8 protein-coding genes and 1 pseudogene are annotated in these 18,610 nt (G+C 43.6%); 6 read left to right on the forward strand and 3 right to left on the reverse strand.

Annotation, left to right across the window (positions count from 1 at the left end):
• Positions 1-82: 82 nt before the first annotated feature.
• From ACSBOP_RS06595 to kynA, 5 genes and pseudogenes are all read left to right on the forward strand, one after another.
• A complete protein-coding gene (locus tag ACSBOP_RS06595) occupies positions 83-838 on the forward strand; it encodes an ABC transporter ATP-binding protein (RefSeq protein WP_442603634.1) in 756 nt (251 codons plus the stop codon).
• Positions 839-844: 6 nt separating this feature from the next.
• Positions 845-3,268, forward strand: a complete 2,424-nt coding sequence (locus ACSBOP_RS06600; RefSeq protein ID WP_442603635.1) for an ABC transporter permease — start codon at positions 845-847, stop codon at positions 3,266-3,268.
• Positions 3,269-3,373: 105 nt separating this feature from the next.
• Positions 3,374-3,748, forward strand: a pseudogene (locus tag ACSBOP_RS06605) (sigma-70 family RNA polymerase sigma factor); the annotation flags it as partial.
• Between the two features lie 347 nt (positions 3,749-4,095).
• Positions 4,096-12,456 carry a collagenase gene (locus ACSBOP_RS06610; protein ID WP_442603636.1) on the forward strand — a complete coding sequence of 2,787 codons (8,361 nt, stop codon included), beginning with the start codon at positions 4,096-4,098 and terminating at the stop codon, positions 12,454-12,456.
• A 356-nt stretch (positions 12,457-12,812) separates the two neighbouring features.
• The gene (gene kynA / locus ACSBOP_RS06615) at positions 12,813-13,592 is read left to right on the forward strand and encodes a tryptophan 2,3-dioxygenase (protein WP_442604401.1); all 780 of its coding nucleotides are present in this window, start codon (positions 12,813-12,815) and stop codon (positions 13,590-13,592) included.
• Position 13,593: 1 nt separating this feature from the next.
• Here the strand turns inward: kynA and ACSBOP_RS06620 are convergent, their stop codons facing one another.
• Together ACSBOP_RS06620 and ACSBOP_RS06625 are read right to left on the reverse strand one after the other, a co-directional pair.
• Positions 13,594-14,214, reverse strand: coding sequence for a Crp/Fnr family transcriptional regulator (locus ACSBOP_RS06620; protein WP_442603637.1), 621 nt, complete (start codon positions 14,212-14,214; stop codon positions 13,594-13,596).
• Positions 14,215-14,235: 21 nt separating this feature from the next.
• Complete coding sequence (locus ACSBOP_RS06625) at positions 14,236-14,877, reverse strand: Crp/Fnr family transcriptional regulator (protein ID WP_442603638.1); 642 nt, start codon at positions 14,875-14,877, stop codon at positions 14,236-14,238.
• Between the two features lie 200 nt (positions 14,878-15,077).
• Here ACSBOP_RS06625 and ACSBOP_RS06630 point away from each other — a divergent pair, with 200 nt between their 5' ends.
• Entirely contained in the window at positions 15,078-16,559 is a 1,482-nt protein-coding gene (locus tag ACSBOP_RS06630) for a 4-hydroxyphenylacetate 3-hydroxylase family protein (RefSeq protein ID WP_442603639.1), read from the forward strand.
• Positions 16,560-16,921: 362 nt separating this feature from the next.
• On the opposite strand, the gene ACSBOP_RS06635 is transcribed toward ACSBOP_RS06630, so the two are convergent.
• Positions 16,922-18,589, reverse strand: a complete 1,668-nt coding sequence (locus tag ACSBOP_RS06635) for an MFS transporter (protein ID WP_442603640.1) — start codon at positions 18,587-18,589, stop codon at positions 16,922-16,924.
• Between the last annotated feature and the right edge of the window lie 21 nt (positions 18,590-18,610).

Consider the following 18,610-nt stretch of genomic DNA (forward strand, 5'->3'; position numbering starts at 1 on the left):
TCATTAATATTTAGATAAGGATTTATATATATGTGCCCCTTACAATAAGATCATAATCCTATTGGAGGAGGGCACTTTTTTAGTGAAAAAACCGATAATTCAAGCGAAAAATCTTTGCAAAACCTATTCAACAGGCAGTGTGCAATTTCATGCGATTCGAAATCTGGATTTAGATGTGTATGATGGAGACTTCACCGTAATTATGGGGAATTCAGGTTCAGGCAAATCTACTTTGCTGTATCTTCTGAGCGGTCTGGATTCCGTAACCGTAGGTGAGGTTTATTTTCAAGGAGAGCGTATAGACAGCTATACAGAGCAGCAATTAGCCGAGTTCAGGGCTCACCAAATCGGATATATATACCAGAGTGTAAACCTCGTACCGGACCTGACTTTGTTCGAAAATATCGCATTACCTGGATATATCGCTGGACAACCTAAAAACAAAGTGAAGAGTACTGTCCTCTCGTTGATGAAGGCAATGGAGATCGATGAACAAAAAAATCGGCTTCCTGCACAAACTTCAGGGGGCCAACAGCAAAGAGCAGCGATTGCGAGGGCATTGATTAATTCACCGGATTTGATTTTTGCCGATGAGCCGACAGGAAGCCTGAATTATGATCACGGGGTGGCTGTGCTCGATATTTTAACCGATATGAATCGGAAAGGACAGTCTGTCGTCATGGTAACTCATGATATTAAGGCTGCTTGCCGTGCGGACAGGCTGATTCTGATTAAAGACGGTAAAATTGCGGATGTATTGGAGTTTGATAAATTTGATCATACCCAAATCCAAGACAGAGAAGCGGTCATCTTCTCCTGTGTCTCGGGAAAGGGGTAAGATATTATGACTGCCGTGCTTTCCCTTTGCTTGTCTAATTTAAGGAAAAAGAAAATTCACAATGGTCTGATCGGTCTGCTTATTCTGTTGTCAACCCTGCTCCTTGCTACCTCTATTACGGTGATAATGAATTCCAACAGTTTATTTTCTGATATGCACAGCAAATCGAACGGCTCACATGAAATGCTGCTTTTACGAGATGAGCTTCATGATCCCAACCAGGTATATCAGTGGTGGAAAGGTCAGAAAGGAGTCAGCACTTCTAAGTTAATTCCTTACCGAATGCTGGCTGGAATGAACAAAGAGGGTGAACCGCCATCTGCCGAGCTTTCAAGTCTGACTTTGTATATGATGAACACACCAGAAAGGCCGTTTCCGGTCGATGAGCTTTTGTTTGCGCATGGAAAGGAAAGATCTGTACCTGAAAAAGGAAAAATTTGGATACCGACTTCCATTGCCTATTTACACGATTTATCTGTAGGAGATACCCTGGAGTTTTCTACAGGTGAGAACAATTTTGCTTTACAGGTATCTGCAATCGTTGTGGATATTCCTTACGGAGCTCCCTTTGCCACCGATGCAAGAATTTGGATGAATCATGAGGATTATGCTCGGGAAGTACAAGGGATTCAGGGGAAAGAGCAGTATATGCTTGGACTAAGATATGCGGATTACAGCAGCAGTTTAGGTTATTGGGAGAAGTTCGAGAAGGAGATGGGCACCCCTTATCTGGAATCCAAAATAAGTTTCGAGCAAATGTCCTCTTTTTATTTAATTATGAATAAAGCCATTGGTTTTATTATGGTTTTTCTGGGCATCGTCATGATTCTCGTCGCTTTATTCACGATCGGGTTTACGATATCGGATGATATTTTATCCAATTATAAAACGATTGGTGTCATTAAAGCGCTGGGCTTATCTTCGAAAAAAATAATGCTTATTTATTTGATGCAGTATATATTCATTTCTATCATTGCCATTATCCCGGGTCTGTTCATCAGCCGCTTTCTTTCCAACCTGATTGTAGAGAGCACCTTATCGTCCTTGAAAAGCAGCACTGCGGCGGGAAGTCCGGGTGAAAGTCTTGTAACCGTCATTGTAGGTATCTTTGTGTTAGTAATGGTCATTCTCTGTGTGGCTATTTACGCCAATAAAGCTCGTCCTATACAGCCTATGCAGGCTATTCGGTTTGGGATGTCTGAAACGGATAACAGCAAATTGTTCAAGCGAATCAGTACCAAAGAGAATACGCTGCTCTCTTTTGGAAAAGCGCCACTTTTAATCGTTCTTGGACTAAGAAATGTAAGGAAGAATAAGAAAGCCTCCATTCTGATGATGCTGTTGGCAACAGTGATGTCAGCTGTCCTCGTTCTTGGATTTGTATTGTTATACAGTATCGGTAATATCAAAGAGACGTCAGCCGCATGGGGGTATGATTCATCCGATATTTCCTTAAGAGTGGTGAACACTTCAACCTTTTCCCGAACCGAATTCCAACAGAAGATGCAGTCGGACAAAAGAATCAAAAATACAGGATGGCTCGGGAATGTGAATGGGGTTGTGTCTGATGGGAGAAACGTAGATTCAGAAACAAAGAACAAGCAGTCTATGAATTTTAGTATTTATGTGATTGATGGCAGCTATGACGAAGTCGGTTATACCACGATCAAAGGCAGAAATCCCAAAAATAAAAATGAGATCTCGATTGGCATCAGTGTCGCCAAACAATTGAAAAAAGACGTAGGGGATACGGTTGAGGTTTATATTGAAGGTTATAAGCATAGGCTTATCGTCAGCGGTGTCTTTCAGTCGATTGCTAACCAATCGGTATCTGCCCGAATTGTTGCTGAAACACTTCAGGTCAGTCACCCAGAATATAACGATTATATCGCTGCCTTCATCAATCTGAATAATGATCAGGATGCGGATAAGATCGTTAGTGAAATCAATGCAAAGTATAAAGACTCCGCCTCAGCCGCAACAATGCAGACACTTCTGGATGCCACTTTTAAACAGGCGGTAGCTTCTTTGATCCTCCCGATGAGTATCATGGGTCTTCTGTTTACAGCAGTCACGACCATCATCATTTACAGTATCAGTAGGATTAACATCAGAAAAGAAAGCAAAACCTACGGCATTTATAAATCCATAGGATTATCTTCGAACCGAATCAGATGGTCTGTCACTATGGGGATCATTGCGGTTTCAGGTATCGGGGCAGTAATCGGAGTGGTGCTTGGCGTGTATTTTCTTCCGATTATACTTGGCAGTATTCTCTCGGATTACGGTATTGCCAATCTGCCGCTAATTCTGCATTGGGGAGGGATTATTTCGCTGGCCTGCATTACGATGTTCGCCGCAGGTCTCGGTTCTTGGGCTTCATCGAGAGTAGTGTCCAAAACATCTCCGCGCATCCTAGTTATTGAATAAAAAGAACACACAAATTTCCATCTGCTGAGAGCCGATGGAAATTTGATTCATTTATCGCTTATAGAGCTTGAGACCCCCGGCTTCTACTCCTGCCACACTTTTGACATTAGAATAGAGATCCTGATGCACTTGCGATCCCTCAAAAAGACACGAAAAGACGTTTCCCTTCACGATCCGATAGGAACCGACAAAGAAGGCAACGAAATTACATTGATAGATATCCTTGGCACCGAGCCGGATGATGTCATTGACAAGGTACAGCTTAAAATTGAAAAAAGTAAAATTTACCGTAATTTAGATATTTTAGATGAACGTGAACAGGAAGTCATACGAGGGCGGTTTGGTTTGGAGCATGGTGGGGACGAACGGACCCAGCGAGAGATCGCCAAGGATCTTGGTATATCCAGGTCGTATGTTTCTCGTATTGAAAAGCGGGCATTAATGAAGCTTTATCATGAGTTTTATAAGGCGAAGCGATAAAAAATTCAAAATGAGAAGCATGGTGAGGACAGCATCATGCTTTTTTGTTGTCTTATTAGGGAGTTTGAGATTGGACGCAGTGCAACTGTCTAAATTATAAGGATTTAATTATGCCAAGTGTTTAAATTAGTGGGCAGTTCGGACTGTAATTGTTTTCAGAATTTCCAGTCTTTTTAGAGTGAAAAGAGGTGGCACTGATATTGCATATAAGATACTGGATAGGTGTTGAAGTGCTGGTTAGTTTAAGAATTCCTATGGGAGTGATTAATTGTTGGAGGTGAAAACGAGGAAATTCACAGTTGACTTTGCAAACGCTTTCAAAAGAATGAAAAGGGAGTGTGAGTTTCTTGAAGTGGTTCAAACGTAAAAGTAGAGTTGGAATTGTATTCACGATCATCGCATTTATTGTAAGCAATAGTATGGGAACGGCCATTCAAGCCCAATCCCCCGATGTCGCCCCAACGACCTATCAGATCGATCAAACGAAGCAAGGCAGCAGTCAATCAAATGCGAAGCCGCTAGGCAAATTAGAGAAGCCGAAATCAACGGACCAGTCGATTCACGACATTGACGATGCTTCGGCAGGTGGGGACAGGTCAGATCTAGCTCCGGAAGCACCGCAGCCGTATGAGCTGTCGCTTAATCACTCCACGGTTCCAAACTCCGGTACGGCCCAGAAGCAAATACGGAGTCTGAGTACAATTGAAGTGAGAAGTTACTCGATGGCAGAGCTGAACGACATGGCATTCGACGATTTGATCGCAACCATTCAACAGCTTACATGGACCGATATCCCTGAGCTGTTCCGGTTCAATGCGGACACCGCGGAATTTTATGGCGATAGAGACCGGATGGATGCGCTATTTACGGGATTGGAGAAAGCGGGAAATGAATTTACGCAGGATGATAAAAAAGGGATAAACACTTTGGTGGAAGTTTTGCGTTCCGGTTATTATCTAGGCTATTACAATAGTCAACTGGGGTATATTAACAAATGGAATTACAGAATGAAGGTGCTACCGGCAGTAAAAGCCATTGAGAATAACCCTAATTTCCAGGTCGGGACAGAAGCGCAAAATTCTGTTATCGCCTCGGTGGGCCTGTTAATCGGGAATACTGCGGTCGATGCGGAAGTGATTAATAAGGCGACGAAAATTCTCAACCAGATCGAGAGCAATTTTCATACGTTTAATAATGGAACGGGGAAAGAATTCTCCGCTGCTTATGAATTGGTCAAAGGAATCAATTTTATTCTAAACGAGGTGTTGAATGAACAAAATGTTCCCAAGATACCTGATTATGTCGGTAAGTTCGATTCGTTCTTGGCAGCGGTCGGTCAATTAAGCCTGCATAATGATTATACAGAAAGCAATAATTGGTTTCTGAATAATGCGATTTATTACGTAGGGAAGCTCAGCGCTTTCAATAGCAATCCATCCGCTTCGAATGATGTCTTAACGAAGGATATGGAGATGTTCCCGAAATTTAGCTATGCATATATGCAAGCTGCATCTTCAATTGCAATCGCTTTCAAAGGGATCGATTCGAGGGGGAACGCGATCCGCTATGATCAGCTAGTGAAAGCTGCGAAAAGCTTTTACTTCCCGAACCGTTATACATTCGATGACGGACAAATGGTCATGTACACCGGTAAAGACGTAACGGAAGATAAAGTAAAACGTTTGTACTGGGCGTCAAAAGAAGTTAGGGCGCAGTTTTATCGTGTGTTTGGTAATGACGAGCCATTAGAAAAAAATCATGCGGACGATATTTTGACCATGTTCATTTACAACACGAAGAAAGAGTACGCTATCAACCTGCTTCTAAACGGGATTGAGACTGAGAATGGCGGTATATACATTGAGGGCGAAGGAACTTTCTACACTTGGGAAAGAACGCCTGAAATCAGCATTTACACGCTGGAAGAACTGTTCCGTCACGAATTCACTCACTTCCTGCAGGGACGCTATCTGGTGCCGGGCTTGTGGGGAAAGAGTGAAATCTACCGCAATGATCGGGTGACATGGCTGGAAGAGGGGGGCGCGGAGCTGTTCGCCGGTTCGACGCGGGAAAACGAAATTTTGCCGCGGAAATCGATGTCTGAACGGAATTTGTACGACCCGGTCGATAAGTGGATGCAGGCTAACGAAGTCGTTCACGCCAAGTACGATGGATTCCGCTTCTACACGTTTGCGTACCAGCTTCAATACTACATCTATAAGAATCATCCAGAAGTGTTAGAGAGGATCGCCCAGTTGGTTCGCGCGAACGACGGAGCCAGATACGATTCTTACATGAATGAGCTGGGACGGGACGCGCAATTAAACGATAATTATATTAATTCCGCTGTAGATCTGCATGCTAAGGCAGGCAGGAATGAATTGACGATTCCACTTGTTGCAGACGACTATGTCCAACCGCAGCCAAGCAAGCCGCGTTCGGAAATTTTCAATGAAATTGCTCAACATACAGGTTTAAGTAACATCGTGCCAGAAGTACATTCCTCGACTTTCTTTAATACATTCGCCGTGCGAGGGACTTATAAAGGCGGCGCCAGTCAAGGCATTATTGCAGACCGCAAGATCATGGATGGGATTGTAAACCAATATTTGAAGACACTCGATACTTTGTCTTGGTCCGGTTATAAGACGGTAACGGCGTATTACGTGAATTATCGTCTGGATGAGAACAATCAATATGTATTCGATGTCGTTCTTCACGGTTTATTGCCCAATGAATCCAACGATACGACGATTCCCCCTACCATTGATATTCATGGACCGTATGAGGGGACGAACGGATATCCGGTAATGTTTACGAGCAAAGGAACGTTTTCGCCTAACGGGACGATTACCAGCTATGAATGGGATTTTGGAGACGGTACGACCAGTACGCTGCCGAGTCCTCCTCATGTGTATCGAACAACAGGCGTATACCAAGTAACTTTAAAGGTGACGAACAGCCACGGAATCACGCAAGTAAAGACAACGACCGCGGACATTGGCCCATTAACTAAGGAAATGAAGCCGAACGGTACGTTTCAAACAGCCAACGGTCCGTTGCCGCTTAACGTCAATTTTCCAGCATCAATGGAGCAAAGCGATAGTTCAAGCTATTTTTACTTCGAACTGGATCGTGTAGATACGATCAACCTCCTTGTTACGCAAACCAACGGGATGGATTTAACCTGGACGTTGTATAAGGATAGCGAGTTTAATCAATATTGGCAGTACTCGCGTAAGAATGGCAATAAATTGGAACACACATTTGACGCCCCTCCAGGAAGATACTATTTGTGCGTATATAAAAATTCGAATTCACAGACGAACGTTGGGGACTACAAGATCAAGGTTACCATTGGCGACGAAATCCCCGTTCTCACCAGCGTTAAGATGATAGGACCGAAGACGGTCGTTATTCCGAATGGAAGAAGCAGAAAATCCGTTCAATATGACGCGCAGGTGTATGATCAACATGACGTTGTCATTGCAGATGAGAATATCAATTGGAAGCTTAAGGATCCGGTTCGCGGCGTAACGTTTCAACCAGTGACCCATACGATTGCGGTAGATCCGACGGCAAGTGACCCCAGTTTTACGCTGATTGCTTCCGCTGCCAAGGATCAAGCCATCTTAAAGGAACAAGAAGTGAAGCTCATTCATGATATTACAGAAGAAATAAAGCCCAATCAGTCGTTTGAAACTGCGACAGGCCCTTTGTCGTTCGGGGTGACGGTATCCGCTACGCTCGATATTCCATCGAATCTCGATTATTATTACTTCGAAGTACCGATTGCGACTCAAGTCAATGTTTCCGCTGCAAATCCGATGGGAATAGCGATGCAGTGGGTGCTTCGCAGCGATAAAGATATTCACACGGATCTTGCCCAGGCAAGCGGAACCGGAAGCAAGCTTTCGAAATCGATTATGCTTGATCCTGGTACCTATTATGTAATCGCTTCCAAATCAACTGGGACGGATTCTGTTCCCTACCAGCTTATCGTGACATCGGATCCGATTATTTCTACTATTGTGATTGAAGGAAAAGATGTGATCACGATCCCTGACTCCGGTTCGACGAGCGGAAGTTATCAGGCATTCGTCTTAGATCAGAATGGTACAACGGTTCCCGATAAAATGTCTTCCTTGAAATGGAAACTGAAAGCACCTGTGACGGGAGTAAGTATCCATGCGGACACAGGCGAACTCACGGTTGGAAGTTCGGCGGTCAATGGGGAAGCGATAATCATCGCGACTTCCGAGATTTCGCCGACTATCGCTCAGAGCAAAATGATTATCATAAAAAATGTAGTTCGAGCAGAGGAGAAACCTAACGGCAGCTATGAAACGGCTACGGGCCCTCTAGCTTCCGGTGTTCCGGTGGCAGGCGGGTTCAACCCTGCGCAAGGTTCCAATTACTTTTATTTTGATTCCGACACGACACAGAAAATTTTAGTGAATATCAATGTACCAGCCGATGCTACGGGAAGTACCTGGAATTGGGTAGCAACACATGAATCGAATCGCAATGAATACCTTCCGACCCTTTGGATTCCCGGAACTCCGCTTTCCGTATCGGGGTACTTCATTGCAAAACCAGGACGAAATTATGTGTCGGCCTATCAATACACAGCGCTGACGAGGCCGTTTACGTTAACGGTTACATCGCAGCCGGATCCAGTCCCAAATGCAGCTTCGATAGCCGGGGCGAATGCCATTGCGATTCCTGTAGATCAGGATGTTCAGGTAACTTATACGGTTACTATACAGGATCAATTTAATCAAGAAATGAAGAACGAGCTTGTCAGGTGGACGTTGTCGCAGCCTGCTGCAGGAGTCAGTATCGATGAATGGACTGGCATTGTGACCGTGTCGAAATCGGCGTCTGCAGGCAACTTAACAGTCGTCGCAACGCCGGAGAACAATCATCAGGCCCGTGCGACAAAAACTGTAATGCTCTCGAAAGTAACGAACGAGCCAATGACAGTGAAAGTGACAGGTCCATCGCAACTTACGATACCGGCAAACGGCAGCATTAACGCTGACTATACGGCTCAGGTACTCGATCAGAATAGCGCAGTCATGCCAGGCGAAACGGTGGTCTGGAGCCTGCAAGGCGCCGGCAGCGGCATTAGCGTCGATCCGTCAACGGGTCGAGTTACTCTAACGAATACGGCGACTGCAGGTACATTCCAACTCGTTGCCACATCGGCAAGCAATTCGAATGTGCATGCATCGATAACCGTCACGCTGACGAAAGCAAATGGCAGCTATGAAACAGCGGTGGCTCTAACTTCCGGTGTTCCGGTATCAGGCATGTTCGACCCGGCACAAAGTTCGAATTACTATTATTTTGATGTCGCCACGACGCAGAAAGTTTTAGTGCATCTTGATGTTCCTGGCGATGATACGGGAAGTACTCGGAATTGGGTGGCCGTGCATGAATCGAATCATGATGAATACCTGACGAACGTATGGATTCCCGGAACTCCGCTTTCCGTATCGGGGTACTTCATTGCAAAACCAGGACGAAATTATGTGTCGGCCTATCAATACACAGCGCTGACAAGGCCGTTTACGTTAACGGTTACATCGCAGCCGGATCCAGTCCCGAATGCAGCTTCGATAGCCGGGATGAATGCTATTGCGATTCCTGAAGATCAGGATGTTAAGGTAACTTATACGGTTACGATACAGGATCAATTTAATCAAGAAATGAAGAACGAGCTTGTCAGGTGGACGTTGTCGCAGCCTGCTGCAGGAGTCAGCATCGATGAATGGAGCGGCGTTGTGACAGTGTCGAAATCGGCGTCTGCAGGCAACTTAACAATCGTCGCAACGCCGGAGAACAATCATCAGGCCCGTGCGACAAAAACCGTGACGCTCTCGAAAGTATCGAACGTGACAATGACAGTGAAAGTGACAGGGCAATCGCAACTGACGTTACCGGAAAGCGGCAGCATCAACGCTGACTACACAGCTCAGGTGCTCGATCAATTTGGTGTAATCATGCCAGACGAAACGGTGAAGTGGAGCCTGCAAGGAGCTGGCAGCGGCATTAGCGTTGAACCATCAACGGGTCGAGTCACTCTAACGAATACAGTGACTGCAGGTACATTCCAACTCGTCGCCACATCGTCAAGCAATTCGAATGTGCATGCATCGATAACCGTCACGCTGACGAAAGAAGTCCCTTCTTCTATCGTAACGAAGGTGGTAGTGACAGGTTCATCGCAACTTACGATACCGGAAAACGGCAGCATAAACGCTGACTATACGGCTCAGGTACTCGATCAGAATAGCGCAGTCATGCCAGGCGAAACGGTGGTCTGGAGCCTGCAAGGCGCCGGCAGCGGCATTAGTGTCGAACCGTCAACGGGTCGAGTCACTATAGCGAATACGGCGACTGCAGGTACATTCCAACTCGTTGCCACATCGTCAAGCAATCCGAATGCGCATACATCGATAACGATTACGCTGACGAAAGAAGTCATTCCGTCTGTCATAACGAACGTGACGTTGACAGGGCCATTGCAACTGACGATACCGGAAAACGGCAGTATCAACGCTGACTACAGAGCTCAGGTGCTCGATCAATACGGTGCAGTCATGCCAGGGGAAACGGTGATCTGGAACCAGCAAGGAGCTTGCAGCGGCATTAGCGTTGAACCATCAACGGGTCGAGTCACTCTAACGAATACAGTGACTGCAGGTACATTCCAACTCGTCGCCACATCGGCAAGCAATTCGAATGTGCATGCATCGATAACCGTCACACTGACGAAAGAAGTCCCTTCTTCAATCGTAACGAAGGTGGCGGTGACAGGTGCATCGCAACTTACGATACCAGAAAGCAGTAGCATCAACGCTGACTACACGGCTCAGGTACTCGATCAATATGGTGCAGTCATGCCAGGCGAAACGGTGGTCTGGAGCCTGCAAGGCGCTGGAAACGGCATTAACGTCGATCAGTCAGCGGGTCGAGTCACTATAGCGAATACGGCGACTGCAGGTACATTCCAACTCGTCGCCACATCGGCAAGCAATTCGAATGTGCATGCATCGAAAACCGTCACGCTGACGAAAGAAGTCCCTTCTTCTATCGTAACGAACGTAACAGTGACAGGCCAATCGCAACTGACAATACCGGAAAGTGGCAGCATCAACGCTGACTACACGGCTCAGGTACTCGATCAATATGGTGCAGTCATGCCAGGCGAAACGGTGATCTGGAGCCTGCAAGGAGCTGGCAGCGGCATCAGCGTCGATCAGTCAACGGGTCGAGTTACCGTAACGAACAAAGCAAAAGCCAGTACGATAAAACTTGTTGCAACTTCTCAACACAATCAGGACATTAGGTTCGAATTTGCGATTAAGCTGCTCGTAAAGCAGATTGATAACAATCCGGATTCGCCGAATCCTCCTCAAATTGATGTGAAAGTGCCACAGCAACCGCCACAGCAACCGCAAGGCCCTAAGGTTGTCATTAGTAAAAGTGGTAACAACGTGAATGTTCTGTACGAACAACCTGTTAGCGGGAAGATGGTGATGGACGACAACGTTATTCGCAAAGCGCTGAAGTTGATCGCTGAGAATCCCGGTATCACGACTATTTCATTCATGCTGCAAACAACAAGAGCCGACAAGGCAGACGTGATCATTTCCGCGAAGTTTATACTGGAATTGAAGAATGAATTGCCCAATGGTTCCCTAATTTTCTTGTTCAACGACAGGACGATCAGTCTACCAATGAAGAACGTAAGCGAACAAGAATTGAGGAATGCGTTAGACAGTCCGATCAATCAAATCTTTGTTAGTATCGGTGCGAAAGCAATCAGTGAAGCTGATTCATCCAAAATACGACAAAAGATGAAGAAAGAAGGACTGGAAGTTATCGATCTAGTGTCTGATAGCCAGGTCGTCTTTTACAGTACGAATGGAAAAACTAAAACAGTGAACGGTATTGGTGGCTCGCTCTTCATGGATAGGGAAGTAGATCCAGCGAAAACAACTGTTCTATTATTCAATCCAGTCACCAATGAAATTTCGTTCGTGCCTGCAACGTTCCAGTATGTAAACGGACAGACGCTGTTGAGTGTGAAGGGGAATGTCGAGGATATCTTGATTATTGCTCAAAACAGCAAAACGTTTATAGACATTCAGAATCACTGGGCTCAAGCGGATATTGAATTGCTTGCTTCAAAAAGGATACTGAGCGGTATAACCGATATCACTTTCCAACCTGACGAGCAAGTGACGCGAGCACAATTCGTGACAATGCTATTCCGTTCATTGGGATTACAAATTGTCACTAGCGGGGAGGCTCGCACGTTTACGGACGTTTCTGATAATGACTGGTATGCGAAGAATGTTCGCATGGCTGCTAGAGCGGGAATTATCAGCGGGTTTGAAGATGGCACATTCCGTCCCGATGCCCCAATTACCCGTGAAGAAATAGCCGTCATGATTCTGAATGTGTTCCATAACGTTCAGCAAACGAATCGTAACAGCACATCAGGATCAACTTCCAAGTTTCAAGATCGCGACACCATATCCAGTTGGGCGCAGCAAGCCGTCGCTGAACTGGTGGAACAAGGCATCGTTGCGGGAATCACGGAAGATTCATTCGCTCCCTCCGAGAATGCCACACGTGCACAATCAGCCACATTATTAAAACGGATATTGCAGTACCTGCATGACATCAACTAGAAATTCACCTTAGTTTACGAAAACTGCCGCTCAAATTAGAGTGGCAGTTTTCGTTTCTTGACACGCTCGAGAAGAGAACATTGATAAAGCTATATCTTGAGTACTATAAAGCGAAGCGATAATTGGAGAAAGAACCTGCCTATATGGCAGGTTTTTGTATCATTATACGAAGTAAAAATCTAATTTATTGTTAAGTAATTTACAGAATAATCAATTAATATTGTATATAATGAGCTCATATCCTTTCTGTTCCATTATCTATAGTAGGAGTGAAGACCTTGTCCAATTCGGAAAAGCGCGAACAATCACAGTCAAATGCAACGGAGTCTAGAATTCATCTTGATTTTTCAAAAGAGATGTCTTACGGCGACTATCTCCAGCTCGATAAAATATTATCCAGTCAGCAGCGGTTGTCAGACCACCATGATGAAATGCTGTTTATCATTATCCACCAAACGAGTGAACTTTGGATGAAATTGATCTTGCATGAATTAGAAGCTGCACGATACTCGATTCAGCAAAACAATTTGGAACCAGCTTTCAAAATGCTCGCTCGGGTATCTAGAATACAGCAACAATTGATTCAATCCTGGGATGTGCTGTCGACACTTACACCGACTGAATACATGCAATTCCGAGACAAGTTGGGTCGTTCCTCTGGATTTCAGTCTTACCAGAATCGACTTATCGAATTTATGTTGGGAAGCAAACGATCAAAGGGACTTTCTGTCTATGAACATCAACCGGAGCTCCATCAGCTATTAAGTCAAGCACAACACCTACCTAGTCTATACGATGCTGCGATTTCGGCACTTTCGATGCGTGGTTTGGAGATTGATGAATCTTATTTAAAACGGGACTGGTCGCAAGATTATAAGGAGAATGCAAGCGTGAAAGCTGCTTGGTTGACAGTGTATCGGGATGTCGGGCGCTATTGGGATCTGTATGAACTTGCGGAAAAATTAGTTGATATCGACAGCCGCCAACAACAGTGGAGATTCAATCATATGGTTACAGTGGAAAGAGTCATCGGTTTCAAACCAGGGACAGGTGGATCAACCGGCGTTGAGTACTTAAAACAGGTCGTAGCACAGCGTTATTTCCCTGAATTATGGGGCCTGCGTACAGAGCTGTAAGTTATCCCCCTATGATTTCTTTAAGCTTGTCCGTATCGGTGATGCGGATCGTTCCGCGTTGGGAGAATTCGATTAAATGAAGGCTTTTCCACTTTTGAAAAATTTTATTTACTGTATTTCTGGATGTACCGATATAACGAGCGAGTGCAGTTTGATCAATTGGAATATTGCCATTGTCATGTACCTGAATCAGCTTAAGCAAGTAATGTGCCATTTGCTGCTCAACAGGACTATCATGGAATGCGATGATCTCAGCGAGCAATCTAACCTTGTAAATAAGAGAGTTTGTGAATAACAAGGATGTTTCAGGATGATTTTTACACATTTTACTTAAAGCTTCATCGGAAAAAAAATACAAGATGGTGGAAGATGTAGCTATAGCAGATGTTAAATAGGGGGACTTGTTTACGCCATGTTCTCCTAGTAATGTTCCGATCGGAACGTAGTCTACAATACGTTCTTGACCATTGTCCGACAGGAGAACAATATTGACTCCTCCTTGCTCCAAGTAAAAAAAGCCTCTCCCGGGTTCACCTTGACGATAAATGATAGCGTTTTTTTTGATATGAACGACTTGGGCATAAGATAAATAGGGCTCAAATTTATAACGAAGGTATAACATTCGATCACCTTTTCCCTCGATTCAGCGCATACATGAACGACCCTCGACAATATCTTTTAACAGCTTAGGTCTCTTGATCATAAAGGCGCGGTCTTTTATCTCAATGATTCCTGCTTCTTTCCATTGTTTAAGGATTTTGTAAACCGTTATTCGGGTTAAGCCCGTACAATTGGCAAGTTCTTGTTGGGAGAGTGGGATATCGAAGTTTTTAAAATCTTCAAACAGATTGAGTAGGATCATGGCAATTTGCCCTTCTGTTGAAAGGGTTTTGATATGAATTGCAAATAAAAGAATACGCATTTTTTGTATGATCGTTTGCGAAACAAGGTGGACTAGCTCAGGCTGATGGGTCATTAGGTTTTTAAACCGTGCCGAAGAGAAATGGTAGAGTACGGAGTCTTTGGCCGTTATTGAAGTTGTAAAATGGGTTTGCTGGTCAATGGCTTGAACACCGACGAGTTGTCCGGGAACAACAATATTTAACATCCGTTCTTTCCCTGTTGAAGTAGAGGCGATAATTTTAACTAAGCCGCTATACAAAAAATAGAAACCATCTCCAGATGTACCTTGGTGGTAAATGATCGTTTTCTTTTTGAAAAATTGTCGGTTGCCATACTTCAAAACACGCTGCCATTGTTCACTCATTTCAAACTGGTTTACCATATCGAACACCCCTCTGGAGAAACCGCTATCATATTAATTATAGGAGATGAACAGTTGCAAGATCAACTAGGATCTACATACTTCTTGTATCCGTTTACAAAAAGTGAGAAAAATGTTAATTGTATTACAATCCTTTTGCCTAGCCGCTCATATAATCTAGACATACGGTTCTGATTCATAGCTATGAAGGAGGAATGACTATGGGTATTCGTACGGGGTCTCAATATATCGAAGGACTGAAATTTCGCCAGCCTGAGATATGGTTATCGGGGAGAAGAGTAACAAATGTATATGATGAAGTTGTATTTAAACAACCGATTCATGAAATTGCGAAGTTATATGACATGCAGCACGATCTAGCATTTCAAGATAAAATTACGCATCTCTGTGAAGAGACTGGAGATCGAGTAAACAATGCTTTCCTAGTACCGAAAAACGCAGAAGATTTAAAGGCTCGCAGGGAATTATTCGAAGCTTATGCCAGAGCGACTTTTGGTTTAATGGGGAGAACGCCGGATTTTCTTAATATCGTGGTCACTTCGCTATATAGCAACTCAGACTTTCTAGCCAAATATAACTCCGATTGGGCAACAAATATACAAAACTATTACCGTCATGTTCGCGACAATGACTTGTTCTTAACACATGCGATTATAAATCCGCAGAACGACCGCAGCAAAACGTCACATGAGCAGCAAGATATGTATACACATTTGGGCGCAGTAGAAGAAACGCCAGAAGGCTTAATCGTACGCGGAGCTAAGATGTTGGCTACCCTTGCGCCGATCACAGATGAAGTCATTATTTATTCCTTCCCTGGATTTAAGCCGGGGGATGAACGTTATGCACTTGCGTTTGCGATTCCTATTGATACCCCTGGACTTCGTATCCTTTGTCGTGAGCCGATGCAAGATGGAACCCGGAATGTGGCGGATCATCCACTTGCATCCCGTTTTGAAGAAATGGACGCGTTACTCGTCTTTAACGATGTGCTGGTTCCTTGGAATCGTGTGTTTTTGTACAATAACGTGGAAGCTGCAAACTTGCTGTATCCCAAAACGGGTATTGGGCAGCAGCCCTCACACCAAACGGGTGTAAGAGGTTTAGTTAAACTACAATTTGCCACAGAAGTGGCTGTTCGATTGGCTGATTCGATCGGCGTAGATGTATACTTGAACGTTCAAAATGATTTAGGTGAATTGATCCAGTCGGTGGAATCGATTCGAGCACTGCTCAAGGTTGCCGAACAAGAGTATGAGACACTGCCATCCGGTGATGTGGTTCCAGCTTATATCCCGATTGAAACCATTCGCGGGCTGCTGCCAACGCTTTATCCGCGTGCAATTGAGGTGATGCAAATCATCGGTGCAGGTGGATTGCTGATGTCACCAACGGAAGCTGATCTAACTCATCCAGAATTGGCTTTAGATATGGAGCGCTATTATGGCGGCCGGAAAGGTGTATCAGGTACAGATCGTATTCACCTCTTTAAGCTTGCTTGGGATCTTTGCGGTGAGGCATTCGGACAGAGATTACTTCAATACGAGCGGTACTACACAGGTGATCCAATTCGCAAAAGAGCAATTTTCTATAACAACTATAAGAAGTTGCATGCCTTTGCAATGGTAGATGAAGCATTGGATGTGTCTAATGGTGCATCGGAACCAAAGATTATGAAGTAAACGAACCTAGAGGGGAATTTTTTGGTCCTGAAGAAGTTAAACGTTACTCAAAATTGGATGATGTTAAGGTTATCGTAGCAGGCTGTACCTTAGGCGTTGAACAATTAGCTTCAGCTTTTATAAAAAGTGGTTGTCATTCTTATATTGGTCCAAATGACTACATAGACGGTAATGGCTTTATTTATCATAAACACTAAATGACAACACAAAAAAGCATCTACTCTTTGGAGCGGATGCTTTTTGTGTTTATGTGTTAACTGTTTATGAGAAGCAAATCAGGTAATTATTCCTGGTCAAAGTAGGGAATAGTTACATTTTTCCTATAGAAAGATACTGTTTTATAAAAACACACTACATTTTTGTCATACACTGGTTGCTTTTCGTCGTTTAGATATCACTGGTTTACTAGTAGAATCTGTAAAGTATGCAAACAATATTCCCAATAGCATAATCATACTTGCGGTTTTAAAAGTATTATTAAATGCTTTGGACACATGTGATTTAAAAGTTTCTTCAATCTCTGGGTACAGTGTTTCAACAGCTTTTCTACCTTGCTCAAATGATAGTTTAATGGCCTCCTGAGCTTGTGGAGGAGCTTTTTTCAGTACTTCTTTTTTTTTACTTTCTATCTTTTGAAGAGTATCTTCTTTGCTTGGTACCGAATTGTTTTCGGAAAAATTTGCCCCTGTTAGTTCATCTATTAATTCTTTTTTTCCTTTATTGTCTAATGATGAACTGGATTGAACAATAGAAATTGCTTTTGCTTGTGCATCAGGCATAATATTATTCATGTTTCCATTTAAAATAGTTACAAGCAATGCAACTCCTAAGACTGTTCCGAATGTTCGAGTCATATTTGTAATACCTGAAGCAATACCAACTTTATCTTCTGGAACAGCATTAACACTAGTGCTCATTAATGGTGCCATTGTCAGTCCGATGCCCGCACCACCTAAAACCAATCGCCAAATAATATCCCATTTACTTGAATATAATGTTAAATCACCACAAAGGTAAATCATAGCAGTTAAACAAATCATTCCGGTAATAATGAACCAGCGACTACCGAATTTTTGAGACAATGGTCCGGATATAGCTGAGAAAGGAATTGCGGTTAACGGCATAGCTGTAATAATAAGACCTGCTTCCAACTCGCTTAGTCCCATTACCTTAGTTAAATAGAAGGATAAAAGAAAAGCCCCACTCATTAGTCCAAGTCCAACCATTAAGAAAGAAAGGCTTCCAGCTGAGAATGACAAGTTTTGAAAAAGCCCAAGCGGTACCATTGGTTCTTGCGATTTGTGCTCATTAAAGACAAATAAAATAATAAAGAATAAACTGACAGCAAACAACGATAGAATGTACGACGAAGTCCATCCTTCATCTGTCGCTTTGATTAAAGCCAATACTACCGCGAAAAGACTTACAGACAATGTGATTATGCCGAACCAATCTATTTTTTTACTTGAGGTTGGGTCGTATGATTCACGAATTAGGAAGATTGTTAGAATGATAGCTAACAGTCCAATCGGTATATTAATATAAAAAATCCATTGCCAATTAAATTTGTCCGTTAATATTCCTCCAACGGCAGGACCGCTTGCCGCTGCCAAGCCCCCAAAAGCACCCCAAAAGCCCATCAAAGCTCCACGCTTTTCTTTAGATACTAATTCCATTGACATAGGCATTGTGACAGGTACAACTAATGCTGCAGAAAGTCCCTGTAGTACACGGAATGCAATCATCATTTCAACAGATGTAGAAATTCCACATAAGAAAGATGTGATGGTAAAGAGAGTAACACCAATCAAGTATATTTTTTTTCGTCCAAATTGATCCGCCAGTCGTGAGGCGGTAATTAAAAAGACGGCGAAAGCAAGGTTATATCCATTTAAAACCCAAGAGATTGTCTTAATGTCTGTATTATAATGTTCTGTTATTTTGGGTAATGTTATATTGACAATTGTCGTATCTAATAATGCGATGAAAAAGCCTAATAAAATTGATAGTAATCCAAGAAACCTTTTCATTTTTTTTATTCACCCTTCCCT

It is taken from the genome of Paenibacillus sp. KN14-4R, from assembly GCF_052180255.1.
Taxonomy (GTDB): Bacteria; Bacillota; Bacilli; order Paenibacillales; family NBRC-103111; genus Paenibacillus_AM.

Bases quoted from the DNA above. Each gene is read 5' to 3' on its own strand.
- ACSBOP_RS06630 (WP_442603639.1), top strand. From the start codon at position 15,078: ATGGGTATTCGTACGGGGTCTCAATATATCGAAGGACTGAAATTTCGC.
- ACSBOP_RS06620 (WP_442603637.1), bottom strand. From the start codon at position 14,214: ATGTTATACCTTCGTTATAAATTTGAGCCCTATTTATCTTATGCCCAA.
- kynA (WP_442604401.1), top strand. From the start codon at position 12,813: ATGTCTTACGGCGACTATCTCCAGCTCGATAAAATATTATCCAGTCAG.
- ACSBOP_RS06625 (WP_442603638.1), bottom strand. From the start codon at position 14,877: ATGGTAAACCAGTTTGAAATGAGTGAACAATGGCAGCGTGTTTTGAAG.
- ACSBOP_RS06600 (WP_442603635.1), top strand. From the start codon at position 845: ATGACTGCCGTGCTTTCCCTTTGCTTGTCTAATTTAAGGAAAAAGAAA.
- ACSBOP_RS06635 (WP_442603640.1), bottom strand. From the start codon at position 18,589: ATGAAAAGGTTTCTTGGATTACTATCAATTTTATTAGGCTTTTTCATC.